Raw genomic sequence first — 25923 nt, 5'->3', positions numbered from 1 at the left:
GTACTTAGCACGCCTCCGGTTACGGGCGTAGCGTCGAGTAGAGGATCTGGTCGTGCCAGCCGCCGGCTCGCCACTGGGCCTGGCGGAGGACGCCCTCCCGTTCGAAGCCCGCCTTCTCCAGCGCTCGCTGTTCGGCGACGTTGCCGCTGTCGGTGAAGGCCTGGATCCGCTGGGCGCGGGTGTGGTCGAACAGGTAGGTCACCAGCAGTCGTTGCGCCTCGGTGCCGAGGCCCCGGCCCTGGCAGCTCGGCCGCAGGCCGATCGCGACGGTCCAGCACCACGACGTCTCCGGGCGGCCCCACAGGCTCCTGAACCACTCGACCCGACCGGCGACGGTGTCGTCCTCGCAGACCGTGAGGGTTCCGCCGTCCGGCGTGAGCAGGCCGGTCTCGGCGAACCGGCGCCGCAGGTCGAGGGGGCTGCGGTACCCGAACCACTGGTGGACGCCGGTCCCCTCGGGGCCGGCGAACTCGGCCTCGAAGACGTCGATGTCCTTCTCCTCGACCGGCCGCAACACCACCCGGCTCATGGGCTCTCCCGTTCTGCCTCGACATCGGAACTGGCGAACTCTAACGGGCGATCAGTCCCAGGCGCGGGAGAGCATCCAGGTGTCACTCGCCTCGTCGTAGCGGAGTTCGTACACGCCGATCTCATGGTCCGGGGTGGCCTCCACCTGCCAGAACTCCCGGACGGTCGACTCCTCGGACTCCGGGTTGCGGTCGCGCCACCAGTCGCGGGTGGTCACCCAGTGGTCCAGGACGCGCAGCACGGTGTAGAGACGGCCGTGCCAGACGAACCGCGACGGCCGGCCGTCGGTCCGCCAGACCTCGACCGGGTCGCCGTACGCCCGGCTCATCCGGACACCGTCCACGCGTCGCGTCGACGCCGATCGCTGACTCCGGTCACGCGGACCGCCCACCTTCCCGGTCAAAAAGCCGCCGAAAGTGCCCGGGGGAAGACAGGCGTCATCGAACATACGTTCGGCTCAACGTTTTGGGAAGAGGGCGGCGCCCGGCACCGATCGGTGATCCGGCCGCGACGCGCCGTGCGGATCCGGCGCCTCCCGCCGTCAGATCACCCTTTCGGGGCTCCCTTACCCGACAAAAGGATGAGCGACATACCATTGAACAGGTAAAGTGCGATGTCGTGGCAAGAGGTACTCGTACGACAACAGCGCGTAACGCTTATTTTCACGACAATCCGCTTAAATGAGGCAGAGCGGTAGTATCGGGCAAAAACTCCGTCCCCCTCGATCCGATCCCGCGCACGCTTCCGCAGCGATCAGCGACTCCAGGCAGTTGATCCGTCATCCGCCGCCACCGCCCACAGCGGCCCCTCGTTCCGTCCACCGCCCCCGCTCAACCCCTCCGTCCCGGACGGTCGCTCTGGAGGTGCTCGATGTCCGACGCGCAAAGCCCAACCGTCCGCCGACGCCGCCTCGGGATGGAACTCCGCAGGCTGCGTGAGGCCTCCAACCTCATGATCGAGGACGTCGCCAAACACCTCGAGTGCTCGATGTCGCGGGTCAGCCGCATCGAGACCGGCAAGTCCGTCGCCCGGATCCGGGACGTGCGCGACATGCTCGACCTGTACAAGGTCGGCGACGAGGCCCAGCGCGAACAGCTGCTCACCCTCGCCAAGGACGCCCAGCAGCGAGGCTGGTGGACCGAGTACGAATCGGTGCTGTCCGCGGGACTGGACACCTACGTCGGGCTGGAGGCGTCGGCGGCCTCGCTCCGCACGTTCCAGACCCACCTCATCCCCGGGCTCATGCAGACCGAGGAGTACGCCCGCGCGCTGATAAAGGTCGGCCGGCCCACCGAGAGCACCGCCAACATCGACCGCATGATCTCCCTGCGCCAGCGGCGGCAGGCCATGCTCGCCGACGACGGAAGCCTGGAGGTCTGGGCCGTGCTCGACGAGGCGGTGCTGCGCCGCCCGATCGGCGGCGTCCCGGTCATGCGCGCCCAGCTCGCCCGGCTGCTCGAGGCCGAGGAGCTCCCCAGTGTCACGATCCAAGTGCTGCCGTTCGCCCGTGGCGCCCATCCCGGGCTCGGCGGCGCTTTCACCATCATCGGCTTCCCCGACCCGACGGATCTGGACGTCGTGTACGTCGATTCGCCCGCGGGGAACATCTTCCTGGAGAAGGACAGAGACGTCCGCCGCCACACCACCTGGTTCGACCATCTACGAGCCGCCGCGCTACCGCCGGACGAGTCGACCGACTTCATCGCCGCGGTCGCGGATGAGCTCAAGAAAACGTCCCCGTACCCACGGGGATGATCGGTTCACCACGAAAGGAGAGCTGGGGGATGGGTTGCGACCCCGATCTCGCGGACATTGGCTGGCGTACGAGCAGCCGCAGCTCGCAGGGGGCGGACTGCGTCGAAGTGAGCGTCCTCGAAATCGTGAGCGAGCACTGACGTAACTGCGCCGGGCGGCCGCGGGAGTCGATCTTCCGCGGCCGTCTCCGGCTCGGGATACGGTCGGACGCGTACCCGAGCGAAGGAGCACGGATGCCACCCTGGTCGGCCGCACCCGCCGGACGCCTCGACGAGCACGTCATCGACAGCGACGCACTGCGCGGCAACCCTCTCGGCGATCCCCACGAGCGCCCGCTGGAGGTGTACGTCCCGCCGGGATACGACGAGGAGCCGGAGCGGCGTTACCCGTCCGTCTACGTGATCCAGGGGTACACCGGCCAGCTGCCCATGTGGCACAACCGCGCGCCGTGGCGGCCGACCTTTCCCGAGCTGGTCGACCGGCTGTTCGCCAACGGGGAGGTGCCACCCGTCATCGTCGTCTACGTCGACGCCTGGACCTCGGTCGGCGGCAGCCAGTTCCTCGACTCGCCCGGCACCGGGCAGTACCACACGTACCTGTGCGAGGAGGTCGTGTCCTTCGTCGACGCCCGCTACCGCACGCTGGCGAGCCGCGACCACCGCGCGATCAGCGGGAAGTCCAGCGGCGGCTACGGCGCCATGGTCACGCCGATGCTGCGACCCGACGTGTTCGGCGCGCTGGCCACCCACGCGGGCGACGCCCTGTTCGACGTCTGCTACCGGCCGCACTTCCCGAAGGTGGCGCGGCAGCTGCGCGACTCCTACGACGGGTCGGTGGAGGCGTTCCTGGCCGACTTCCGCGGTCGCATCGCGGGCACCAGGGAGACCGACTTCGCCCTGATCGAGCAGTACGGCTACGCCGCGGCCTACTCCGCCGACGCGGACGGTACCGTGCGGCTGCCCTTCGACGACACCGGCGACGTGATCCCCGAGGTCTGGGAGCGCTGGCTGGCCCGGGACCCCGTACTCATGGCCGCGCGCCCCGATCACGCCGAGGCGCTGCGGTCGATGCGCGCCATCTGGATCGACGCGGGCACCCGCGATGAGTTCCACCTCGACTTCGGCGCGGTCGCGTTCCGGCGCGCGGTCGAGGCGGCCGGCGTCGCCGACGACGATGTCCACTTCGAGCTGTTCGACGCCGGGCACCGCGCCATCGAGTACCGCTATCCGCTGGCCCTCGCCTGGCTCGCCGAGCGCCTCACGCCCTGAGCTACCCCGCGGAGGGCAGGCTCGCGCGGAACACCGTGCCGGTCCCGGTCACCTCGACGGGGCCGCCGCGGTGCCCGGCGAACACCGCGTCGCCGCGCCGCAGCTCCAGCTCCTCGCCGTCGCGGCGGAGCCGTACGCCGCCGTCCGCGCACAGCAGCAGCTGCGGGCCGGCGGCCGGCAGCACGGGCCGCCGGGCGGCGTCGAGACGCGACAGCCGGAACTCCGGCGCCGGGGTGACGAAGACGTCCTCGCCGTCGCGGTGCTCGGGGTCGAGCACGTCCGGCGGGCCCGGCTCGAACGACGCGACGGCCAGCAACTCGGGCACGTCGACACGCTTGGGCGTGAGCCCGGCGCGCAGCACGTTGTCCGAACCGGCCATCAGCTCCACCCCGGTGCCGCTGAGGTAGGCGTGCGGACGGCGCGGCGGGACGTACAGCGCCTGCCCCGGCCTGAGCCGTACCTCGCTCATCAGCATGGCGACGAGCACGCCCATGTCGCCGGGGTGACGCGCGGCGAGCGAGGCGTACGGCTCGGGCGCGACCGCGGCGGCCTCGGTCACCACGTCCTTCGGCGACGGCCAGGTCAGCAGTGTCTCGACCGCGGCCCGCAGGTCACCGGCGGCGAGCAGGTCCACGACGGGCCGCAGCGCGGCGATCGGGGCCAGCAGCTCGGCGCTCTCACGCGGGTCCCGCAGGCCGCACAGCGCGTGGAACTCGGTCAGCGCGCACAGGATCTCCGGCTTGGGCCAGGAGTCCTTGTAGTTGCGGGACGGGTCGCCCTCAGGAGCGGTCTCGGCGGCGAAGCCCCGCTCGGCCTGCGCCCGGTCGGGGTGGACCTGCAGGGAGAGCGGCTCGGCCACCGCGAGCACCTTCAGCAGGAACGGCAGCCGGGGCCCGAAGGCCGACACGGCCGCGTCGCCGAGCGTCGCCCCGGGATCGGCGGCGATGAGGTCGCCCAGCGGCCGGCCCGACCGCAGCCGCGACGGCGCGGCCGGGTGCGCGCCGATCCACAGCTCCGCCTCCGGCGCCTCGGTGGGGCCGGGGCGGCCGAGGAAGTCGGCCAGCACCTCGTGGGATCCCCAGGCGTACTCCTGGATCGGGTTGTCGAGAAGTTCCATCTCAGGCCGTTTCGGGGTCGTGGACGAGGGCGGCGACGCCGAGCAGGCCGGCCTGCCCGTCGAGCGCGGATCGGACGATCTCCACGCGGCGTACGAAGGCGAGTCCGGCGTAGTCGGCCATGGCGGCGGTCAGCGGAGGTTCGAGCAGGTCCCAGGCCCGTGCGACGCCGCCGCCGATCACCACGCGGTCCAGGTCGCACAGCGCGGCGGCGGAGGAGATGCCGGCGGCCAGCGCGCGCGCCGACCGGTCGAACGCCGCCAGGGCCACCGGGTCGCCGTCACGGGCGGAGGCGGCGAGCGCCACGCCGGTGGCCGCCGGGCCGGACCAGCCGTTGGCGAGCGCCCAGCGGACCATCGCGGGCCCGGAGGTGATCGTCTCGACGCAGCCCCGCGCGCCGCACGGGCACGGGTCGCCGCCGAGGTCGACGACCGTGTGCCCGATGTGCCCGGCGTTGCCGGTCGGCCCGGCGTACACCCGCCCGTCGAGGATGAGGCCGCCGCCGACGCCGGTCGAGACGACCATGCCGAGCATGGCGCGGACGCCGCGGCCCGCGCCGTGGTGGTACTCCCCCATCGCGCCCGCCACGGCGTCGTTCACCAGGACGACCGGGCGGCCGCCCAGCAGGGCGGCGAGCCGGTCGCGCACCGGGAAGCCGCGCCAGCCCGGGATGTTCACCGGGCTGACCGTGCCGGCGATGGCGTCGAGCGGTCCGGCCGAGCCGATGCCCGCGCCGGACACCTCCTCGCCGCCGACCGCCTCGGTGGCGACGGCCGCCAGGGCGGAGAACACCTCCTCGGCGTCGCCCTTGGGTGTCGGGCGGGTGGCGAGGGGGCCGATGCGCCCGTCGGAGTGGACGAGCGCGGCGGCGAGCTTGGTGCCGCCGATGTCCACGGCCAGCACGCTCAAGAGCCCTCCTTCGTCAGTGGAGGGACCAGAGACGCTGTGTTCGTCGGTTCGCTCGCTCCGCTCGCTCACGGAGGATCCATTGGTCTCTGCGGCGGTCGCGGGGGTCGTGGACGCCGTCTCACGCACGTCGGTCAACGTCGAAGCTCCAGCACGTGCACACCATACGGCTCCAGCGCCACCTCCTCACGCGCGGGTTCGGCCCCGGCGGACGCGGCCGCGACCTCGGCGACCACCTTCAGCTCCTCATCGGCCTGGCTGACCAGCACCGCGAACCGGGCGCCGTCGGCGCGGACCAGCACGTCCGCGGACACCCGCGGGTCGGCGACGGTGACCGGGCGGCGCACCCCCGCGAGCGTGGCGAGCGCGTCGTACAGGCGGTACGTGGGCTCGGGGTTCACCCGCGGGGTGACCGCCGCCATGTGCTCCAGCGGGTACGCGCACAGCACGAGGGAGCCCTCGCCGTGCCGGCGGCGCAGCAGGGCCGGCCGGCCGTGCCCGTCCACCGCGACGACCTCCGCCGTGGTGGGCCGGACCGGCAGGTACGAGCGGCTGTGCTCGGTGCCGGCGGCGCGGAACGCCAGCGTCGTGCCCTCGGCGAGCGGGCCGAGGGCGGCGGTGAAGGTCAGCTCGACGACGTCGTCCTCGATCGGGTCGGCCAGGCCGTACCGGAGCCGGTGCTCGACCCCGAACATCGCGTTCATGTGGGAGTACCACGGTCCGCGCTGCCAGCCGTGCGAGCCCGCGCAGTAGGAGACGTACACGACGGCCCCGCCCGCGGCGAGCTCCTCCAGCCGGTGCCAGCCCGGCCCGGTGAGCTGCTTGGCCGACGGGACGAGGTACAGCCGCGCGTCCGGCGCGATGCCGTCGCTCTCGCGGGTGAGGCCGGCCGGCAGGTCGGCGGCCCGCGCGGTCACGTACGCCTGCCGCAGCGCCCCGAACACGTCGGTGCGGTCGGCGGTCCGGGTGAAGGGGTAACCGGCGTCGAGCACCGAGGGCACGACGAGCGCGGTGTCGGTCGCGGCACGCTCGCAGGCCGCCAGGTCGATCCGGTCGAGGGCCGCGCCGAACCGGCGCATCTCCTCCAGCGCCGGCTTCGGCGTGCCGTCGACCTCCGTCAGCCCGAAGTGCAGCTCGAACGGATGGTGGCTGTACGGGGGCTGGTCCACCAGGTCGAAGTCGGTGTTGTTCCAGCCGAGCCAGCCGGTCGCGCCGCCGAGCAGGCTGTTGTGCAGCACCTGCCGGTAGTAGTGCGCGGCGTTGTCGTCGGAGACGAAGTCCGAGGAGCAGCCGAACTCCTCCAGCACGACCGGCCGGCCGTACGTCCCGGCCAGCTCGCAGATGAACGCCGCGCCGTAGTGCTGGCGGACCAGGTCGTCCTCCATGCGGTACACGTGCGGGCCGACGAAGTCGGTGACGGCGGCCAACTCGCGTACCGAGAAGCCGTTGTCCTGCCCGGTCACCTCGACGCCCCAGGCGCCGTCGCCGATGGAGACCGGTTCGGTCGCCCCGCCCGCGCGCACCGCCCGCACCATCAGCCGGGCCCACGCCGTCACCTGCTCGGTCGGCGCCTTACCGCCGTAGATGGGCATCTCGTTGGTGATCAGCCAGCCCGCGACCGCCGGGTGCCCGGCGTAGCGCCGCGCCATCTCCTCGGCGAACCACGCCTGCCGGTCGACCATCCACACGTCCGCGTACAGGTCGCGGCCGGCCCGCCAGGCCGGGTCCCAGTTCTCCCCGGACATGTGGCCGACGATGAACGTCGGGATGGTCGCCATGCCGCGTTCGGCGTGCGCCTCCAGGAAGTCGGCGTAGTGCCCGGCGAGGGTCTCCTCGATCCGGTCGGGCTCGGGCATGAAGTCCGGCCAGTAGAAGAACGACCGCGTGGTGTTCAGCCCGTGCTCGCGCAGGACGTCCAGCTCCTCCCGTACGACGCGGGGGTCGTAGGAGCGCCACATCAGCGGTCCGCCGGTACGCGACCAGAAGTTGACGCCGAGCCACGCGGCGCCGGGCAGTTTGGCGAAGTTGCGGTGCAAAGAGGTGCCTTTCTGCAGGAGCCCGTCAGGACTTGACCGCGCCCGCGGTCAGCCCGTGGACCAGGAAGCGCTGGAGTGCGAGGAAGCCGACCACCACCGGGAGGCTGATGACGAGTGACGCGGCCATCACCTCGTTCCAGTAGACCTGCCCCTGGTTGGAGTACTCGCGCAGGCCCACCGCGAGGGTGCGGGTCGCGTGGTCGGTGAGGACGGAGGCGAACAGCACCTCGCCCCAGGCCGTCATGAACGCGTAGATGGCGACCGCGACGACGCCCGGGGCGGCCACCGGCAGGATGACCCGGAACAGCGTCCGCATCGGCCCGGCGCCGTCCACCCGCGCGGCCTCGTCCAGCTCGCGCGGGATCGTGTCGAAATAGCCGGCGATCAGCCAGATCGAGAACGGCAGCGCGAAGGTGAGGTAGGTGATGATCAGCCCGAGCCGGCTGCCGTACAGCGTGATGCCGGTGTACCGGTCGATGTTGACGAAGATCAGGAACAGCGGCAGCAGGAAGAGGATGCCCGGGAACATCTGCGTCGACAGCACGGCCGTCATGAACGTGCCGCGGCCGGCGAAGCGGTACCGGCTGACCGCGTATCCGGTGAAGATCGCGATGATGACCGAGCAGACCGTCGCGCAGCCCGACACGACCAGGCTGTTGATGAAGTAACGGCCCAGCGGCACGGTGTGCCACATGTCGACGAACGGCCGTACGGTCACGTGCGTCGGGATCCAGTGGAAGGCGCCCTGCACGTCCCGCAGGGGCTTGACCGACGAGACGACCATCACGTACAGCGGCAGGACGGTGAAGACCGTCAGGAGGGTCAGCACGACCCGGCGCGCCCAGCGCACCGCCGAGGACTCACGCATGACGGCTCCTCAGCCGACCGGCGCCCAGGTACCCGAGCGTGACGACCAGCAGGAACGCCAGCAGCAGCACGGACATCGCCGAGCCCAGGCCGAAGTTCCAGGTGAGGAACGAGGCGTTGTAGATGTGGATGGAGATCATGTCCGCGTCGGCCGGGGGCTGTTCGAACAGGACGTAGGCGGTGTTGAAGTCGTTGAACGTCCACAGGAACAGCACGAGCAGCAGCACCCGGTTGACCGGCCGCAGCAGCGGCAGGGTCACCGACCGCAGCCGGCGCGCGAAGCCCGCGCCGTCGATCGCCGCCGCCTCGTACAGGTCGCCGGGGATGCTCTGCAGGCCGGCCATCAGCGTGAGGAAGGCGAACGGCCACAGCCGCCAGACGTTCACGACGACGATCGCGACGAAGCTGTTGCCGCCGAGCAGCCAGAACGGATGGCCGTGGGCGAGGTGCAGCTCGTCGGACAGCAGGGCGTTCACCATGCCGTTGTCGCGCTGGAACATGAACCGCCAGGTGATCACCGCGGTGAAGACCGGCAGCGCGTACGGGACGAGGAACAGCGTCCGCAGCACACCGCGTCCGCGGAACGGCTTCTCCAGGAAGACCGCGGCGGCCAGCCCGAACATCCACGACAGGGCCACGACCAGGACGGTGACCGCGACCGTGATGAGGAAGGAGTGGATGAGGTCCTTGGCGACCGGCCCGTTCGTGTCGACGGCGACGCGGTAGTTGGTCAGGCCGCCGTACGGCGCGGCGGTCCAGTTGCGGATGAAGAACTGGGTGAGGTGCAGCAGGCTCATCCACGCGCCGACGAGCATGGGGATGACGTGGATGGCCAACTCGGCGATGAGCGCCGGCAGGACCAGCAGGTACGGCAGTAGCGCGCGGCGGGGCCTGCGGACCCGGTGGGCGGGTGCCCCCGGGGCGCGCGAGGGCGCCTCCCCGGGGGCGGTGACGGTTCGGCTCATCCGCCGGACTGCATCTTCTTGTTCGCGGCGGCGAGGCGGCTCTGAATGGTCTGATCGTCGACGGGCCTGCCCGCGGCGGCGTCGGCGATCAGCTGCTTGACGGTGTTGCCGACCAGCGTCTCGAACTGGGCCTCCTGCGGGATCATCGGCAGGGTCTCCGAGGCGTTGGCGAGGATGTCCCGGAACGTCTTGATCTCCGGCGTCTGGAACTTCGGGTCGTTGTACGCCTGCTGCACCACCGGCAGGGGACCCAGCTGGGTGTCGAGGATCTTCTGCTCGTCGGGGCTGGTCAGGAAGTCGATCAGCTTGAGGGCGCCGTCCTTGTTCTTGGTGTTCTTGAACACTCCGATGTTGATGCCGGCGACGTGGCTGCTGACCTTGTGCCCGCCGGGCGGCAGTGGGTCGGGCGCCGGGATCGGCACGACGCCGAACTCCCCGGCCTTCATGCCGTTCTCCGCGAGACCCTTGGGCGCGTAGCTCTGGATCATCATCATCGCGGCCTTGCCCGCGGCGAAGTCCTTGAGCATGTCGGCGTCGTTGAGGTACTCCGCGTTGCTCGGGTTGACGACCTTCTGCCCGGCCATCAGGTCGACGTACTGCTTCACCCCGGCGACCATCTGCGGGGAGTCGAAGCCGGGCTGCCCGCCCTGGAACAGGTTCGCGCCGTTCTGCCGGCCGAACATGAAGGCGAAGTGCGCGCCCTCGGTGTAGCTGGCGCCCTCCATGACGACGCCGTACTGCTTCTTGGCGGGATCGGTGAGCTTCTTCGCGTCGGCGACCAGTTCCTGCCAGCTCTGCGGCGGCTTCAGGCCCGCGTCGGCGAACAGCTTCTTGTTGTAGAACAGCCCGTACGCCAGGCCGTAGAGCGGCACGAAGGCCGGCGGCTTACCGGCCGCCCCGGTCGAGGTCAGCGTCGAGGGGATGAACTTCGCCTTGCCGCCGACCTTGGCGATGGTCGCGTCGTCGAAGGGCTGGAAGGCACCGGTCGCCTGCAGTGAGGCCGACCAGGTGTTGCCGACGTTGACGACGTCCGGCCCCTGGCCGCTGGAGGTCGCCGCGAGGATCCGGTTGAGCAGGTCCGGCCAGCCGATCACCTCGAGCTTGACCTTGATACCGGTCTTGGCCTCGAACTTCTTCAGCTCCGGCCCCAGCACCTGCTGGTCCTGCTGGATGCTGCGGCCCTGGTTGCTCGCCCAGTAGGTCAGGGACTTGGGCGACGAGTCGTCGCCTCCGCCACTCCCGCAGGCCGACAACCCGGCGGCGAGCGTGACGCTCGCCGCGAGTGCCGCGATTCCGCGTGCCTTCACCTGTGTCTCCCGTCACCCGTCAGTCGTGTGAGGACGCCCCCGGCTCTGGTTCCATGCATCGGACCACTAAACCGGTTTAGCGTCAACAGGTGATGTGAGACGGCGTCAGCGGACCGGTCCGGTGCTTCCCCGGGGCGACAGGACCGCCGTCGCGTGGCAGGCGCTCGTCACCGGCCGGCCGGCCGCGAGGTCGGCCAGGCGCCGCGCGACCTCCGCGCCGTACGCGGCGATGTCGAGACCGACGGCGGTCAGCGGCGGGTGGACGAGCCGGCAGAGCACCGAGTCGTCCCAGGCGACGATGGACAGCCGGTCGGGGACGCGGATGTTCATCTCGGCCGCGACGCCCAGCCCGGCGACGGCCATGACGTCGTTGTCGTAGACGATCGCGGTCGGCGGGGCGGAGGAGGCGAGCAGCCGCCGCGTCACGCGGGCGGCCGCGTCGCCGGTGTAGTCGGCGGTGCCCCCGGACGGCGTCACGCCCAGCTCGCGGGCGATCCGCTCGAACGCCTCGTCGCGCATGACCGTGTGCCACAGGCCGGGCAGCCCGGCGACCCGGGCGATGCGCCGGTGTCCGAGTGCCACCAGGTACTCCAAGACCGCGCGGACCGGGGCGATCTCGTCGTTCCACAGCCCCGGCAGGCCGCCCAGGCCGTGGGGGCCGCCGACCACGATCGCGGGCATGCCGAGCTCGGCCAGGACCTTCGTGCGCTCATCGTCCACGCGCAGGTCGACGAGGAAGACCCCGTCGACGCGGCGCTCGGCCCACCAGCACCGGTACGTCGCCTCCTGCGCGCCGGCGTCGTCGGTCACCTGGAGCAGCAGGGCGGTGTCGCGGCTCGACAGCTCGGCCTCGATGCCGGAGATGAGCTGCATGTAGAAGGGCTCGACGCCGAGCGTGCGGGCCGGCCGGTCCACGACGAGGCCGAGAACGCCGGCGCGCCCGCCGGACAGGGCCCGCGCGGTCCGGCTCGGCTGCCAGCCCATCTCGCGGGCGATGTCGAGGATGCGGGCCCGGGTCGCCTCCGACACTCCGGGCCGGCCGTTCAGCGCGAACGAGACGGTGCTCTTGGTGACGCCGGCACGCCGGGCGATGTCCGCGATCGTGGGACGCTTCATTCGGACTCCCCCATGTGCCGGCGCTCACTTAACCGGTTTTCCTGAGAGGACAACTGTAACGCGATGACCGGTGGCGATGCCCCGGCGCGCAGGGCGTCAGGGACGGGGGATCGCCATCAGGGTGGCGCCGGCGTGGAGGAAGCCGTTCTGCTGGCACAGGTCCGGCCGGAAGGGCAGCCCCAGCGTCACCCGTCCGGGGGCCAGTTCGACGACCTCGACGCCCAGGGTCGTCAGCAGCGTCTGGCGCGCGATGCTGTCGCGGATCCGCTTGTCCTGAAACGGCTCCAGTGCGGTCATGCCGAATCCCCTTTCGTCCCGGAGCGTGCGCGGCGGTCGCTCATGGGGGCATTCTGTCGGCATGCACGTGCGTTGCGTGGGGGCGATCGTCCACGACGCCGAGGGCCGGCTCCTGCTCATCCGCCGGGGGCATCCCCCGGGTGAGGGCCTGTGGTCGCTGCCGGGCGGGCGGGTCGAGGCGGGCGAGTCCGACGCCGAGGCGGTGGCGCGGGAGCTGGCCGAGGAGACCGGCCTGGTCGTCGCGCCGGGCCGCCTCGTCGGGTCGGTGGAGCGCGCGGGTCCGGCCGGGGTGACCTACGACATCCACGACTACGCCGCGGTCGTGACGGGCGGCACGCTCACGCCCGGCGACGACGCGTCCGACGCCCGATGGGTCGCCCCGGAGGAGCTGCGCCGCCTCCCGGCCAGCCCCGGCCTGGTGGAGACGCTGACCCGGTGGAGGGTGCTCCCGCCGGTCAGGGGATGAGCAGCAGCTTGCCGGTGGTGCGGCGCGACTCCAGGTCGTCGTGCGCCCGCCGGGCCTCCGCCAGCGGATAGCGCCCGCCGATGTGCACCGACAGGTCGCCGGCGGCGATCCAGCCGAACAGGTCCTGGGCGCGCAGGGTCAGCTCCTCGCGGGTGGCGGTGTAGTGGACGAGGGTGGGCCGGGTGAGGAACAGCGACCCGGCGGCGTTGAGCCGCTGCGGGTCCACCGGCGGCACCGGGCCGCTCGACGCGCCGTAGAGGGCCAGCATGCCCCGGGGCCGCAGCACCGACATGCTGTCGTCGAAGGTCGTCTTGCCCACACCGTCGTACACCACGTGCACGCCGCCGGTCAGGTGGCGCACCTCCTCGGCGAAGTTGTCATAGCGCACCACCTCGTCGGCGCCGGCGTCGCGGGCGAGCTTCTCCTTCTCCTCCGTGGAGACCGTCCCGATCACACGGCCGCCCCGCAGCTTGATCATCTGGGTGAGCAGCAGCCCGACGCCTCCCGCCGCGGCGTGCACCAGGGCGATGTCGCCCGGCTTGATGGCGTATGTCGAGTGGCTGAGGTAGTGGGCGGTCAGACCCTGGAGGAACACGGCCGCGGCCTGCTCGGGGTCGGCGTCGCCGACCGGCACGGCGCGGTCGGCGCGCACGACGGCGCGCTCGGCGTAGGAGCCCTGGATGTCGGCCGACACCACGACGTCGCCGATGGCGGTGCCGATGGCGGTGCCGGTCACGCCCTCGCCCACCGCGCTGACCCGGCCCGCGCCCTCCAGGCCGGGGACGTAGGGGAGGTCCTTGGGGTACGCGCCGGTGCGCTCGTAGGTGTCGCGATAGTTGACGCCGCTCGCGATGAGGTCGATCACGATCTCGCCGGGGCCCGGCCGCGGGTCCTCGTAGTCGGTGGCCCGGAGCACCTCGGATCCGCCGAACTCGGTGATGACGATCGCACGCATGTGACCTCCCAGAGCGGTGGTTCGATCCCGTTCGAACTTAGCGCACGGGCGGCGGGGAAATTGAGGTGAGCCCGCCGCGTCTCCCGTACTAAGTTGGTGACTTTGCGCTCCCCCACCGACCGGAAGGGTTCTGTCATGCCTGCCCAGGAAGCCGAGGACATCGAGGCCGAGATAACCGCCGAGCGCGATTATCTCCGGCGTTCCCGGGCGGCGCTGGGCCGGATGCGCGAGAACGTCCTCACGCTCGACGCCTCGTCCGCCGGCGACTGGGTGTCGGCGGAGGTCCTGGCGCGCGACCTGGCCAAGCGCGCGGAGGCGCTGCTCGACGACCCCTCGACCGCTCTGTTCTTCGGCCGCCTCGACCATCCGGGCGAGCGCCTCTACATCGGCCGCCGGCACGTCCACGACGACGGCGGCGAACCCCTGGTCATCGACTGGCGGGCGCCGATGTCCCGGCCGTTCTACAAGGCGAGCACGGCCGACCCGATGGGCCTCGTGCTGCGGCGGCGGTTCGGCTACTCCGGCGGCGAGCTGACCGCGTTCGAGGACGAGGACTTCACCACGCAGGCGGAGTCGCGCATCCTCATCGAGGAGATCGAACGCCCCCGCGTGGGCCCGATGCGCGACATCGTCGCCACGATCCAGCCCGAGCAGGACGACATCGTACGGGCCGGCGCCGAGCACACCCTGTGCGTGCAGGGCGCGCCCGGCACCGGCAAGACCGCGGTCGGCCTGCACCGGGTCGCCTACCTTCTCTACGCGCACCGCGAGCGGATGCGCCGCGGCGGCGTGCTCGTCATCGGGCCGAGCGCCTCGTTCCTGGACTACATCCGCGGCGTGCTGCCCGCGCTCGGCGAGATCAACGTCAAGCAGGAGACCCTCGACGGGCTCCTCGACGCCGTGCCGGTGAAGGGGCGGGACGACCCCGCGACCGCGCGGATCAAGGGCGACGCGCGGATGGCGGAGGTGCTGCGGCGGGCGGTCTGGAGCCACCTGCGCGAGCCGGACGAGGCGCTCGTGCTGCCGCGCGGCACCCGGCGCTGGCGGATCCCGGCGTACGAGGTCGCCGAGCTGGCCGGTGAGCTGCGGGCCCGCGGCGTCCGGTACGGCGCGGGCCGCGACCTGCTCTCCCACCGCATCGCGCACGCGATCCTCGTCCGCATGGAGTCGGCCGGCGAGGCGTGCGACGACCGTACGCACGAGGCCGTGCGCCGCACCCGGCCGGTGAAGGCGATGGTCGACCAGGCCTGGCCGGCGCTCGACCCCGTGCGCGTCGTGATGCGGCTGCTGTCCGACGCGGACTTCCTCGCCGCGGCGGCCGACGGGTTGCTCGACGCCGACGAGCAGGTCGCGCTGCTGTGGGACCGGCCCGCCCGTGGCCCCAAGTCGGCCCGCTGGTCCCGCGCGGACGCGGTGCTGGTGGACGAGGCGGCCGACATCATCAGCCGGACGCCCAGCCTCGGCCACGTCGTCCTGGACGAGGCGCAGGACCTGTCCGCGATGGAGTGCCGCGCGGTGGGACGGCGGTGCGAGACCGGCTCGGCCACGGTGCTGGGCGACATCGCCCAGGGCACGACGCCGTGGGCGGTCGGCGACTGGGCGACGCTCCTGCGCCACCTCGGCAAGCCGGAGGCGGAGCGCACCGTCCTGGACCGCGGCTACCGGGTGCCGCGCCAGATCATCGACTTCGCGAGCCGGCTGCTGCCCTCGATCGCGCCGGGGCTGGCCCCGCCGACCTCCGTGCGCTCCGCTCCGGGCTCGCTGGAGATCCGCCGGGTCGACGGCGGCGACGCGGACGCGGCGGTCGTGGCCGCCTGCCGGGAGGCGCTCGCCGACGAGGGCTCGGTCGGCCTGATCACGGCCGACGCGAGCGTGCCCGCGCTCACCCGGCTGCTGACCGCCGAAGGGCTCGACCACGTGACGCTCACCGACGGCTTCGCCGGGGCGCGCCTGGTCCTCACGCCCGCGACGCAGGCGAAGGGCCTGGAGTTCGACCAGGTCATCGTCGTCGAACCCGCGGACATCGCCGACGCCGAGCCGGTCGTCGCGCCCGGCGACGGCGGGGTCGCGCCGGGGCTGCGGCGGCTGTACGTCGTGCTGACCCGCGCGGTGTCGCACCTGACCGTGCTGCACACCCGCGACCTTCCGGCGCCCCTCGCCTGACGGCTCAGGGCACCGCGGACCAGGCGCCGGGCAGTGTCTCGGCGGCGAGCGCGACGAGCCCGCGCACGCGGGGCACGACCTCGGCGGGCTCGGTGATCTCGTCCCGTACGCAGGTCTCGTAGGCCACCCGGACGACCGACATGAACGCGGCGACCACCAGGTGGGGCCGCGGATCGGTCACCTCGTCGACGCCCGCGCGCCGCGCGAGGATCCGCGCCGCGGCCTGCTCGGTCTCGGCGAACCTGCGCAGCTGCCCGGCGGCGACGCTGGGCGTGCCGTCGATCAGGCGGTGGAGCTTGCGGAACCGCGCCGTGTCCGCATCGTCGCTCTCGCGGATGGCGTCGAGGGAGACGTCGAGCGAGGCCCGCAGCGCGACCACGGGCGGCTCACCGGGCGGGCGCTCGGCCAGGGCCGCGATGAAGAGGGTGTCGTAGCCGGTCAGCAAGGACAGGGCGATGTCCTCCTTGCCGGCGAAGTACCGGAAGAAGGTGCGCTGCGACACGTCGACCGCGGCGACGATCTCGTCGATCGTGGTCGCCTCGTAGCCCTTGGCCAGGAACAGGTCGAGCGCGGCGTCGACGAGCGCCCAGCGTGTCCGCTGCTTCTTGCGTTCGCGCAGGCCGGCGACCTGGGCGTCGGTCATGCCTGCCATTGCGCTCTCGCCTCCCTTTCTCCTTCAGATTCTGCCATATGACAGCAAGTGACTCTTCGGAGACGTTTGTCATTTGTCAGTAGCTGCCATAACTTTCAGAGGAGACCGCGCTCATACCGATCGAGGGGGATGGATGTCTCAGCCGGTCGCACAGCACTCCGTACCCGCCGCATCCGGCCGTACGGCCCGACGCGGGCACGGCAATCCCTGGCTGACGCTGATCGCCGTCGCACTCGGCGTGATCATGGTCACCCTCGACACCACGGTGGTGGCGATCGCCAACCCGGCGATCTCCCGCGACCTCGGTGCCTCGCTGCCGGACCTGCAGTGGGTGACGAACGGATACCTGCTCGCGCTCGCGGTGTCGCTGATCACCGCGGGCAAGCTCGGTGACCGGCTCGGCCACAAGCCGGTCTTCCTCATCGGCGTCGTCGGCTTCGCCCTCGCATCGGCGGGCATCGGCCTGTCCAAGGACATCGGGCTGATGATCGCCCTGCGCGTCGTCCAGGGCCTCTTCGGGGCGATGCTCCAGCCGACCGCGCTGGGACTCCTCCGGGCCGCGTTCCCGGCCGAGCGCCTCAACCTGGCCATCGGCATCTGGAGCGCCTGCATCGCGGCCTCGACCGCGGCCGGCCCGATCGCCGGCGGCCTGCTCGTCCAGCACATCAACTGGGAGTCGGTGTTCTTCATCAACGTCCCGGTCGGCGTCGTCGCCCTGGTGGTCGGCGGCCTGTTCCTGGTGAACGCCCGCGGTGGCGACCGGGGCTCCTCGTTCGACATCCCCGGCATCCTGCTGCTGTCGGGCACGCTGTTCTCGCTCGTGTGGGCCGTGATCAAGGCGCCGTCGTACGGCTGGGGCGACGTGAAGACGCTGGCGTTCCTGGGCGCGGCCGTCGTGCTGCTGGCCTTCTTCGTGCTGCGGGAGGCCAAGGCCCGCGAGCCGCTGCTGCCGCTCGGGCTGTTCCGGTCCGTCCCGCTGTCGGTCGGCGCCGTGCTGATGATGCTCATGGCGTTCGGGATGTTCGGCGGGATGTTCTTCCTGACCTTCTACCTGCAGAGCGTCCACCTGCTGTCCCCCGTGCAGACCGGCGTACGGCTGCTGCCGATGATGCTCGCGATGATGGTGGCCTCCCCCGCGGCCGGCGGGCTGATCAGCAAGGTCGGGCCGCGTGTTCCGCTGGTCGCCGGGATGGTGTTCGCCGCCATCGCGTTCCTCGGGCTGACCCACATCGGCGTCGAGGCCGGCTTCTGGGCGATGACGCCGTGGTTCGCGCTGCTCGGCATCGGGCTGAGCCCGGTGCTCGTGGCCGCCACCGACATCATCGTCGGCAACGCCCCGGTCGCCCTGGCCGGAGTCGCGGGCGGGCTCCAGCAGGTGGCGATGCAGGTCGGCGGCGCGCTCGGCACGTCCGTGCTCGGCGCGGTGATGACCGCCAAGGTGGCGAACGTGCTGCCGGGCCACATGAAGGAGGCCGGCCTGCCGGTGCCGACCCCCGCGCAGGTGGACCTGATGAAGGAGGCCATCTCCCAGGGTGTCGCGCCCGTGCCCGCGAACACCCGGCCGGAGGTGGCCCGGCTGCTGGTCCGGGCCAGCAACCTGTCATTCATCGACGGGATGCACCTGGCGTTCACGGCCAGCGCCGGCATCATGTTCGTGGCCGCGCTGCTCAGCCTGCTCGTACGGGCCGGGCGTCAGGTGGAGGGAGCCGCGGCTCTCGTGTGACGTCGTACCGGGCTTGCCAACGGTCCGGCATGCTTTTCGTCACTTTAGGTGCGTTCTGTCGCCCGAAACCCGGGTAAACGTCCTGGCGATTTCTCATCGATCATCGGGGGCGACAGGAGGATCCATGGTCCTGGAGCCGGGCGAGGCACGGCGAGCACGCTCCCTCGGCGACGACGAACGCGGAGCGCAGGTCCGGATGGCCGCGATCGCGAGCGTGGTCGGCACATCGATCGAGTGGTACGACTTCTTCCTCTACAACACCGCGGCGGCGGTCGTCTTCAAGGACGTCTTCTTCCCGTCGTCGAGCGACTACGCCGGGACGCTGTCGTCGTTCGCGACGTACGCCGTGGGATTCGCCGCGCGCCCCGTCGGCGCGGCGATCTTCGGGCACTGGGGCGACCGCCTCGGCCGCAAGGCGACGCTGATCGTCACGCTGGTCGTCATGGGCCTGTCCAGCGCGCTCATCGGCGTGCTGCCCGGCACGCACTCCATCGGCGTGGCCGCGCCGATCCTGCTGGTCGTGCTGCGCGTCCTGCAGGGCGTCGCGGTCGGCGGCGAGTGGAGCGGCTCGGTCCTGCTCTCGATGGAGTGGGGCGATCGTAAGAAACGCGGCCTCATGGCGAGCTGGCCGCAGATGGGCGTGCCGATCGGGCTGATCCTCGGCACGGTCGCGATGTCCTCGGTGGCGAGCGCGAGCGGCGACGCGTTCAAGAACTGGGGCTGGCGGCTGCCGTTCCTGTTCAGCCTCGTGCTCGTCGCGATCGGCCTGTGGGTGCGGCTCCGCGTCATGGAGACGCCGCTGTTCGCCGAGGTCGTGGAGAAGCGCCAGGTCGCCAAGGTGCCGGTGGCCGAGGTCGTCCGGCGCCACCCCAAGGAGATCGTGCTGAGCGCGCTGCTGCGCTGCTCGGAGCAGGCGCCCTTCTACATCTTCACCTCCTTCGCCCTGACGTACATGGAGAAGGACGCGGGCCGGTCCAACACGTTCGCGCTGAACGCGGTGGCGGCCGCCGCCATCGTGGCGCTGGTCATCATTCCGGTGGCCGGGCACCTCAGCGACTCGCTCGGCCGCAAACGGGTCTACGCCGCCGGGGCACTCCTGACCGCGATCATCGCCTTTCCATATTTCGCACTGATCAATACCGGCATCGGCGTGGTCATCTTCCTCACCGTCATGCTGTCCGAAGTGCCGCACGCGTTGCAGTACGGGCCGCAGGCCTCGCTCATCGCCGAGGTCTTCCCGACCAAACTCCGGTACGGCGGCGCGGGCATCGGCTACCAGCTCGCCTCGGTGATCGCCGGTGGGCCGGCGCCGCTGCTGGCGACCTGGCTGCTGCACGACTACGGCTGGTGGGCGATCTCGGCGATGATGGTGCTGGCGTCCGTGCTGACGCTGATCGCGACCGCCCTGCTGCCCGACCGTTCCCGCGTGGACATCACCGACGACGCCGTCTACGCGTGATTCTCGGCGGCGGCCCCGCGAGGGGCCGCCGCCGTTTTTCCTTGACAAGGCTCAATCGCACTCGGCATCAATCACCGGGAACCAGCGCGATCCGCCCACTAGTCTTATCGACTGTTGACACGGGAGGATCTGGACCGCTGTGACCCAAAACCACGTGACAAGCCCTCTGCGGCCCAGCGATCCGCAACAGCTGGGGGACTATCGGATCGTCGGGCGGCTCGGACGCGGTGGGATGGGCATCGTCTACCTCGCCGAGTCCGCGACGGGTGAGCGCGCCGCCGTCAAGGTGATCAGTCCCGAGCTCGCCGACGACGAGACGTTCCGCGACCGGTTCCGCCGGGAGGTCGAGTCGGCCCGCAAGGTCCGGCGGTTCTGCACCGCCCCGGTGCTCGACGCGGAGCTCGAGGGCGAGACCCTGTTCGTCGTCACCGAGTTCGTCGACGGCGCGAACCTCCATGACTTCGTCACCGGCAGCGGTCCGATGCGCGGCTCCAGCCTGGAGCACCTGGCGGTCGGCGTCGCCACCGCTCTCACGGCGATCCACGGCGCCGGGGTGGTGCACCGCGACCTCAAGCCGGCGAACGTCCTGCTGTCCTCCGTCGGCCCCCGCGTCATCGACTTCGGCATCGCGCGCGCCCTGGACACCGTGTCCGGCGCGACGCGCACGGGCCAGTTCATCGGCACCCCGGCGTACATGGCGCCGGAGCTGATCTCCGGCGGCAAGGCCTCACCGGCGTCCGATGTGTTCGCGTGGGGGTGCGTGGTGGCCTTCGCGGGCACGGGGCGGGCGCCCTTCGACGGCCCGACCGTGCCGTCCGTGCTCTACCAGATCACGCACGGCGAGCCGTCTCTGGACGGTCTGGACGAGGGCCTGCGGCACCTGGTGGCCCGCGCCCTGTCCAAGGACCCGGCGGGGCGTCCCTCCGCGCAGGAGCTGCTCGACGTGCTCACCGGCCGGCCGCACGCCGAGGCGTCCGCCGCCGCCGAGACCATCGGCCGCACGTGGGCGCACACGGTGCCGGACGGCCCGCCGCCACCCGGAACGGGCCAGACGCAGGGATGGTCTCCGCCCGGATCGCGGACGCAGGCGTGGCCGGGGCAGGCGCCGGCGCCGTCCGGTAAGCCGTTGTGGCGGCGGCCGCCCGTGCTGGCCGCGGCCGTGGTCGTCCTGGTGGCCCTGGTGGGCGGCGCGGTGTACCTGGACACGCGGGACGGCGGGCCGCCGTCCAATCCCACCACGGTCTTCTCCGATGACTTCTCCAACACGAACTCCGGCTGGTCCGGCTCGACGTGGATCGCCGACAGCGGTTACTACGGAACCGGCTATCGCATCGACGCGGGCGGCGTCTCGGCGGAGCAGTGGTCGAAGGCTCCGGTCGACAACGCTCTGCCGACCAGGCTCCTGGTCAGCGCGGACGCGACGGTCAAGCAGAGCCCGCCGTACGGTCTGATGGGCGTCTACTGCCGCGGCGCCGGCGACGGCAGCGACTCGTCCTCCTACGACTTCTTCGTCCGGGCCGACGGACGGGGCGCGCTGATCCGCAAGGAGGCCGGCAAGGCGGGGTCGAAGGAACTGGTGCGGAAGAACTCCGCGCCGGGGTTCAAGAAGGGTGCGAAGAACCGCCTGCAAGCGGCGTGTGAGCAGGACGACAAGGAGGTCCGCCTGCGCCTGTGGGTCAACGGGAAGCTCGCCGCCGAGACCACCGACGACGACGCTCCCCTGGCGAACGGCGGCGCCGGCCTGATGGCCCGGCTCGACAACGGCGCGAGCGACGGCACCCAGGTGCTGTTCGACAACTTCGACCTGGCCCAGATCGACTGACCTCACCGCCTCCCCGGTCTCATAACTCGAACCAGTAGGTGAGGCCGCTCTCGTCGGCGCGGAAGCCGGAGCGGGCCGCGAGCCGCCGGATCAGCAGCACGCCCCGGCCGCCCTCGCGGAGCTCGCCGTCCGCCGGGAGGTCGCCGCGCTCATGGAGCGTGGGGACGGTGCCGGCCCCGCCGTCGCCGACCTCCACGCGCAGGCCCGCGGCGGTCTCGGCGACCGCGACGGTCACGGCCGGACCGGTGGTGTGGATCACCGCGTTGGTGACCGCCTCGCTGGTCAGCAGCAGTGCGGTGGCGGTCTCGGGCCGGTCGCCGAGGATCTTGGCGACGAACCGGCGGGCGGTCGCCACCTCCTCGGGCCGGCGGGCGAGCGTGATCGCGCCGAGCACCGGCCCGCCGGCGCCGGCCGGGATGCCGGACCGCCCGGTGCCCGCATCGATCCCGCCACCGGGGTCCGTTTCGCCTATATCACGCTCGCGGGGATGACCGAACGGTGTTTCGCGCATGGCGACATCACCCTTCACGCCGAGTTTTAGGGAGGGTAAAGGAACTATGCTGTGAGCATACGACCACAATGTGTGACCATGCAACAGGGGGCCGAGTTCGTCTCGAACACCGGAGTGCCGACGCAGTGAACCTCAACACCCTCCATGAGATCGCCACGATCTCCGACCCGATCGAGCGCGCCAGCGCGCTGGGCCGGGCCATGACCGAACAGCAGAACCTCGTCGAGGAGGCGGCGCGCATGCGCCGCCAGGCGATCGCCGAAGCCCGCGAGAGCGGTCACCGGCTAGAAGAGATCGCGAGCGTCCTCGGCGTCTCGCCCGGCCGCATCTCCCAGATGCGCAAGGGCCCGGCGTCGCGCGCTCCACAGCCGCCGCCGGAGACCAGACCGCAGGTCATCGTGCACCGCGCGCTGCCCAGCGCGCCGGGCGCCCTCGGCAACGGGGCCGCGTTCGTCACCGCGGCGGAGCGCCAGGGCGTACGCCCCGGTCACCGCGTGCTGTTCGTCGGCACCGAGCCGTCGAGCGAGCACGTCGCGACCTGCCTGCGCGTGCAGACGGGCGACGAGGTCATCGCGCGCCGGCGGCTGATCCTCGCCGACGACGTGCCGGTGCGCCTGGTCACCTCCTACTTCCGCGCCGACCTGTTCGCGGGCACGCCCGTGGCCGAGCCGGGCCCCGTCCGGCCCTCGCTGCGCGAGTGCCTGGAGGAGCTGGGGCACGCCTTCGGCCACGCGGAGGAGACCCTGATGGCCCGGCCCGCGACGCGCCCGGAGGCCGACGCCCTGGAGCTCGACCTGGGCGAGTGGGCCGTCCAGGTGCTGCGGGCGTCCTACTCCACCGACGACACGCCGGTGCACATCCTCGAGTCGGTCTGCGCCGCGAGCCGGCACATCTTCACGGTGAGCCAGGAGGGTGGGCAGCAGGAGTTCTGACGTCCATGTAGGCCGCCAGCCAGCGGTCCAGTTCCGCGAAGAACCGTTCCCGTACCGGCGCGGCGGACAGGGACAGGTCGTGCAGGCCGCCGTCGACCCGCACGCAGGTCACGTGCGGTCCGAGCCGCGTCGACCAGCGGGCGATGTCGTCGGCGTTCAGCACGGCGTCCGCACTGGTCCGGTCGTCGTTCTTGCGGCGCGCGCTGCGCGTGGAGGCCATCACGAGCACCGGCACGTCGATGGCGAGCCCGGCGTGCACCTGCCGGTGCGCCTGGATGATCGCGGCCAGCCAGCCCAGGCGCACGGTGCCCTTCTCGGGCTTCCAGGCCAGGTCGAAGTCCCACTCGCCGTCGTGGTCGCGGTGGATGGTCCGCACGTACGACTCCGCCGACGGGGCCGGGAACACCCCTTTGGGCCGCACCCGGGCGGCCGCGCGCACGAGCGGCCCGGCGAGCACCCGCACGGCCGCCGGGACGTTCAGCTCCAGGAAAGGGCTGTTGAGGAACAGCCCGTCGACCAGCCCCTGACCGCGCACCCGGTCGGCCCACAGCGCCGTGATGAGCCCGCCCGTCGAATGCCCGTTGACGAGCAGTACGTCGTTCTCCTCCCGGATCAGCCGTACCGCCTCGTCGAGCTCGGGGAAGTAGTCGGCCATGCTGTGGGCGAAGTACGGGGTCTGGTGCGGCAACAGCGACCGGCCGTACTTGCGCAGGTCGAGCGCGTAGAAGCTGTAGCCGCGCTCGACGTAGAAGTCCGCGAGGTGCGCCTGGAAGAAGTAGTCGACGAAGCCGTGGACGTACAGCACGGCCTTACGCCCGGGGGCGCGCCGGCGTACCAGCGTCGCGACGACCTCACCCTCGCCGTCGTCCTCGAAACTCAGCCGCAGCGCCTCGTAGTCCGCGCCCAGAACATCCGGTTCCATGACGGATGAGCGTAGGGCCAGACCTTCTCCGAGAACACGACCGAGATCACAGAAGACCGGACATGGACGGACGGAATCTTCTCTCGTAATGGCGCATCACTCCGTTAAGTGCCTTAACATTCCTACGGATCTTCACGCGAACGTCCGACACCTCGCCCGGAGACAGGATGGGAATGAACTTGAATCGGCGCGGCACGACGGTCACCGTCGCCTTGGCCCTGATCACCGTGCTCTCCGGCTGCGATGAAACAGGGAGTTCCCGGCCCGGGTCGGCGCCCGCGGCGAAGTCCTCGAGCGCGGCGCCGCACTTCGACCCGCCGGTGGGGTTCGCCCCGGACGGCCGGCCGCTGACCTTCTCCCAGACCCCGGAGGAGCCGAAGGGCGCGAACAACATGATCGTGTCGGGACGCACCGCCTACTTCCAGAGCGACGGAGGGCTGCACGCGGTCGATCTGCCCTCAGGCGAGTTGTCCTGGACCGCCAGGCCCGGGTCCGGCGGGGAGGTGAGCGGCGGGGGCATCCAGCCTCTGCTCGCCACGATGGGCGGCAGGCCGTACCTGGTCGGCCTGTTCGACGTCACGATTCCGGGGCAGGGAACGACGCCCGCCAAAAAGGTCGTCGAGGTGCTGGCCGCCGACCCGGCCACCGGCCGAGTCGTGCGGGATGACACCCTCCCGCTGCCGGTGCGGCCGGCGCAGGGCGACGACGACGCGGAACAGTTCACGCAGCAGTGGCTCGTCGGAGCCGACGACAAGGCCATCGTCATCATGCTGAACGGGACAGAGGGGGACGTGACCCTGGTCGAGGATCCGGCGGCGCATCGAATTCGCTGGTTCGAGCGCGACATGACGGCCTTCGCCGTCGCCGACGGACAGGTCATCGCCGGCACGGGCCGCGACATCAACAACCTCATGCGCAGCGGTTACTACACCCTGCACTCGATCGACACGGTGACCAAGGTTGAGCGCTGGAGGACGAAAGAGATCTACACCGGCAGTTACAAGGGGCAGCCGGCCGGTCCGGGCCTGGTCGCGATCAACAGCGGAGACGACACCGAGGGCCTGGTGGACGCCGCCACGGGAAAGACGCGTTTCTCCTGGCCGGACCACAAGGTCAATTACGACTGTGTCTACGACGAGCGGTCGGTGACCGTCTGCACCACCACGGGCACCGTGATGGCGTTCGACACGGCGACTGCCAAACTGCTGTGGCGGCTACCGACGGACGGCAGGATCGCGCCCACCGTCACCACCGCCTGGCACGGCGCCGTCTACGGCACCACACCGAACGGGCCCGTCGTCATCGACGCCCGGAGCGGCCAGGACCGCGGGACGTCGCCGGGCGCCGCGCCGTCGCTCGTCGGCCCCTACGGCGGCATCGTGAACGAGGACGATCAGCCGCCCGCCTTCCATCCCGCAGCCGCATAGCGACGGTCCGGCGGTCAACGCGCCGGGGGCCGGTAGACCAGGCCGAGGGACGCGCAGAGCTCGACGAGCATCTGGTCGAACATGGGACCGTGATCGTCGATGGCCACCCCGAGATGGCCGAAGATCTCCAGGCAGACGGCCGCGTAGATCCGGTGCCAGCAGGTCAGCAGTGTCCAGAGGGCCCCGAGCGGCAGGTCGAGGCCGGTGGCCTTCCGGTAACTCGCGAGCTCGGCCCGCAACGCCGGCGCGAGCTCGGCGTCGGAGAGGATGGGGAACGGCTGCCGCTGCCACAACTCCTCGAACAGGCCGCCGAACAGCCTGGCGAGCTGCAACACCCAGTCGGCCGAGATCTCGCCCTGCGCCCGGCCCAGTGCGCCGTGCGGCGTGCCGAAGAGGAACGCGAACTCCGACGGGTGATCGAAGGCCCAGGTACGGATCATGTTGGTGGCACCGGCCAGCCGCCCCAGCAGGTCGAGCGACGGGTCCGCGGCCGCGGCGAGCGTCTCGACCAGGTCCGTCACAAGGTCGGAGGCGATGGCGCGCACCAGGTCGTCGTGGCTCTCGTAGTAGCGGTAGATCGCCGGTGCCGTGATCCCGATGTCGCGGGCGATCGCGGCCAGGGTCATCGCGTCCGGACCGCCTGCGCGAAGGAGCCGGCGCGCCGACGCCCGGATCTCCCCGTCCAGCTCGGCGCGCAGGCGTTCGCGTCGCGTGGCCACGACGAATCGTCC

At 71.4% G+C, this 25923-nt stretch carries 24 protein-coding genes; 9 read left to right on the top strand and 15 right to left on the bottom strand.

Features of this window, described 5'->3' with window-relative positions:
• Positions 1-19: 19 nt before the first annotated feature.
• Together QSK37_RS38615 and QSK37_RS38610 are read right to left on the bottom strand one after the other, a co-directional pair.
• A complete protein-coding gene (locus QSK37_RS38615; protein WP_285631026.1) occupies positions 20-529 on the bottom strand; it encodes a GNAT family N-acetyltransferase in 510 nt (169 codons plus the stop codon).
• Between the two features lie 51 nt (positions 530-580).
• Positions 581-856 carry a DUF6504 family protein gene (locus QSK37_RS38610; protein ID WP_285631024.1) on the bottom strand — a complete coding sequence of 92 codons (276 nt, stop codon included), beginning with the start codon at positions 854-856 and terminating at the stop codon, positions 581-583.
• Between the two features lie 542 nt (positions 857-1398).
• Between QSK37_RS38610 and QSK37_RS38605 the strand changes: the two genes are divergently transcribed.
• On the top strand, positions 1399-2283 hold the full coding sequence (locus QSK37_RS38605) for a helix-turn-helix domain-containing protein (RefSeq protein ID WP_285574199.1): 885 nt from the start codon (positions 1399-1401) through the stop codon (positions 2281-2283).
• Positions 2284-2516: 233 nt separating this feature from the next.
• Positions 2517-3551 (top strand): alpha/beta hydrolase, encoded by a 1035-nt coding sequence (locus tag QSK37_RS38600; RefSeq protein ID WP_285631020.1) that lies wholly within the window; start codon positions 2517-2519, stop codon positions 3549-3551.
• A gap of 1 nt (position 3552) precedes the next feature.
• Here QSK37_RS38600 and manA read toward each other — a convergent pair whose 3' ends face one another.
• From manA to QSK37_RS38560, 8 genes are all read right to left on the bottom strand, one after another.
• Entirely contained in the window at positions 3553-4668 is a 1116-nt protein-coding gene (gene manA, locus QSK37_RS38595; protein WP_285631017.1) for a mannose-6-phosphate isomerase, class I, read from the bottom strand.
• Between the two features lies 1 nt (position 4669).
• Complete coding sequence (locus QSK37_RS38590) at positions 4670-5569, bottom strand: ROK family protein (protein ID WP_349498024.1); 900 nt, start codon at positions 5567-5569, stop codon at positions 4670-4672.
• A gap of 137 nt (positions 5570-5706) precedes the next feature.
• Entirely contained in the window at positions 5707-7608 is a 1902-nt protein-coding gene (locus QSK37_RS38585; RefSeq protein WP_285631009.1) for a glycoside hydrolase 5 family protein, read from the bottom strand.
• A gap of 25 nt (positions 7609-7633) precedes the next feature.
• Complete coding sequence (locus QSK37_RS38580) at positions 7634-8476, bottom strand: carbohydrate ABC transporter permease (RefSeq protein WP_285631006.1); 843 nt, start codon at positions 8474-8476, stop codon at positions 7634-7636.
• Positions 8469-9440 (bottom strand): carbohydrate ABC transporter permease, encoded by a 972-nt coding sequence (locus tag QSK37_RS38575; RefSeq protein WP_285631003.1) that lies wholly within the window; start codon positions 9438-9440, stop codon positions 8469-8471. Before QSK37_RS38575 ends, QSK37_RS38580 begins: the two co-directional genes overlap by 8 nt.
• Positions 9437-10747 (bottom strand): ABC transporter substrate-binding protein, encoded by a 1311-nt coding sequence (locus QSK37_RS38570; protein WP_285631000.1) that lies wholly within the window; start codon positions 10745-10747, stop codon positions 9437-9439. Before QSK37_RS38570 ends, QSK37_RS38575 begins: the two co-directional genes overlap by 4 nt.
• 105 nt (positions 10748-10852) lie before the next feature.
• Complete coding sequence (locus tag QSK37_RS38565) at positions 10853-11863, bottom strand: LacI family DNA-binding transcriptional regulator (RefSeq protein WP_285630997.1); 1011 nt, start codon at positions 11861-11863, stop codon at positions 10853-10855.
• 96 nt (positions 11864-11959) lie between these two features.
• A complete protein-coding gene (locus tag QSK37_RS38560; RefSeq protein ID WP_285630995.1) occupies positions 11960-12160 on the bottom strand; it encodes a PaaI family thioesterase in 201 nt (66 codons plus the stop codon).
• 61 nt (positions 12161-12221) lie between these two features.
• Between QSK37_RS38560 and QSK37_RS38555 the strand changes: the two genes are divergently transcribed.
• Positions 12222-12626, top strand: coding sequence for an NUDIX hydrolase (locus QSK37_RS38555; RefSeq protein ID WP_285630992.1), 405 nt, complete (start codon positions 12222-12224; stop codon positions 12624-12626).
• On the opposite strand, the gene QSK37_RS38550 is transcribed toward QSK37_RS38555, so the two are convergent.
• On the bottom strand, positions 12616-13581 hold the full coding sequence (locus QSK37_RS38550; RefSeq protein ID WP_285630989.1) for a quinone oxidoreductase family protein: 966 nt from the start codon (positions 13579-13581) through the stop codon (positions 12616-12618). The two genes, QSK37_RS38555 and QSK37_RS38550, sit on opposite strands and share 11 nt — an antisense overlap.
• Positions 13582-13716: 135 nt before the next feature.
• Between QSK37_RS38550 and QSK37_RS38545 the strand changes: the two genes are divergently transcribed.
• Positions 13717-15744, top strand: coding sequence for a HelD family protein (locus QSK37_RS38545; RefSeq protein ID WP_285630987.1), 2028 nt, complete (start codon positions 13717-13719; stop codon positions 15742-15744).
• Between the two features lie 4 nt (positions 15745-15748).
• Here QSK37_RS38545 and QSK37_RS38540 read toward each other — a convergent pair whose 3' ends face one another.
• Positions 15749-16387 carry a TetR family transcriptional regulator gene (locus QSK37_RS38540; RefSeq protein ID WP_285630984.1) on the bottom strand — a complete coding sequence of 213 codons (639 nt, stop codon included), beginning with the start codon at positions 16385-16387 and terminating at the stop codon, positions 15749-15751.
• Between the two features lie 142 nt (positions 16388-16529).
• Between QSK37_RS38540 and QSK37_RS38535 the strand changes: the two genes are divergently transcribed.
• The 3 genes from QSK37_RS38535 to QSK37_RS38525 all read left to right on the top strand — a co-directional run bounded on the left by QSK37_RS38535 (position 16530) and on the right by QSK37_RS38525 (position 21400).
• A complete protein-coding gene (locus QSK37_RS38535) occupies positions 16530-18119 on the top strand; it encodes an MFS transporter (RefSeq protein WP_285630981.1) in 1590 nt (529 codons plus the stop codon).
• Positions 18120-18243: 124 nt separating this feature from the next.
• The gene (locus tag QSK37_RS38530; protein WP_285630978.1) at positions 18244-19578 is read left to right on the top strand and encodes an MFS transporter; all 1335 of its coding nucleotides are present in this window, start codon (positions 18244-18246) and stop codon (positions 19576-19578) included.
• 154 nt (positions 19579-19732) lie between these two features.
• Positions 19733-21400 (top strand): serine/threonine-protein kinase, encoded by a 1668-nt coding sequence (locus QSK37_RS38525; RefSeq protein WP_285630975.1) that lies wholly within the window; start codon positions 19733-19735, stop codon positions 21398-21400.
• 19 nt (positions 21401-21419) lie between these two features.
• Here the strand turns inward: QSK37_RS38525 and QSK37_RS38520 are convergent, their stop codons facing one another.
• A complete protein-coding gene (locus QSK37_RS38520) occupies positions 21420-21911 on the bottom strand; it encodes an ATP-binding protein (protein ID WP_285630973.1) in 492 nt (163 codons plus the stop codon).
• Positions 21912-22036: 125 nt separating this feature from the next.
• Here QSK37_RS38520 and QSK37_RS38515 point away from each other — a divergent pair, with 125 nt between their 5' ends.
• Positions 22037-22843 carry a GntR family transcriptional regulator gene (locus tag QSK37_RS38515; protein ID WP_285630969.1) on the top strand — a complete coding sequence of 269 codons (807 nt, stop codon included), beginning with the start codon at positions 22037-22039 and terminating at the stop codon, positions 22841-22843.
• Here the strand turns inward: QSK37_RS38515 and QSK37_RS38510 are convergent.
• Complete coding sequence (locus QSK37_RS38510; protein WP_285574145.1) at positions 22806-23765, bottom strand: alpha/beta hydrolase; 960 nt, start codon at positions 23763-23765, stop codon at positions 22806-22808. The genes QSK37_RS38515 and QSK37_RS38510 overlap by 38 nt on opposite strands.
• A 173-nt stretch (positions 23766-23938) precedes the next feature.
• Here QSK37_RS38510 and QSK37_RS38505 point away from each other — a divergent pair, with 173 nt between their 5' ends.
• On the top strand, positions 23939-25192 hold the full coding sequence (locus QSK37_RS38505) for an outer membrane protein assembly factor BamB family protein (RefSeq protein WP_285630966.1): 1254 nt from the start codon (positions 23939-23941) through the stop codon (positions 25190-25192).
• 14 nt (positions 25193-25206) lie between these two features.
• Here QSK37_RS38505 and QSK37_RS38500 read toward each other — a convergent pair whose 3' ends face one another.
• A complete protein-coding gene (locus QSK37_RS38500) occupies positions 25207-25911 on the bottom strand; it encodes a TetR/AcrR family transcriptional regulator (RefSeq protein ID WP_285630963.1) in 705 nt (234 codons plus the stop codon).
• Positions 25912-25923 lie beyond the last annotated feature (12 nt).

This window comes from Actinoallomurus iriomotensis (assembly GCF_030269445.1).
Taxonomy (GTDB): Bacteria; Actinomycetota; Actinomycetes; order Streptosporangiales; family Streptosporangiaceae; genus Actinoallomurus; species Actinoallomurus iriomotensis.
Note: the sequence above shows the minus strand (reverse complement) of the source record. Positions and strands in the feature narration are given on the sequence as shown.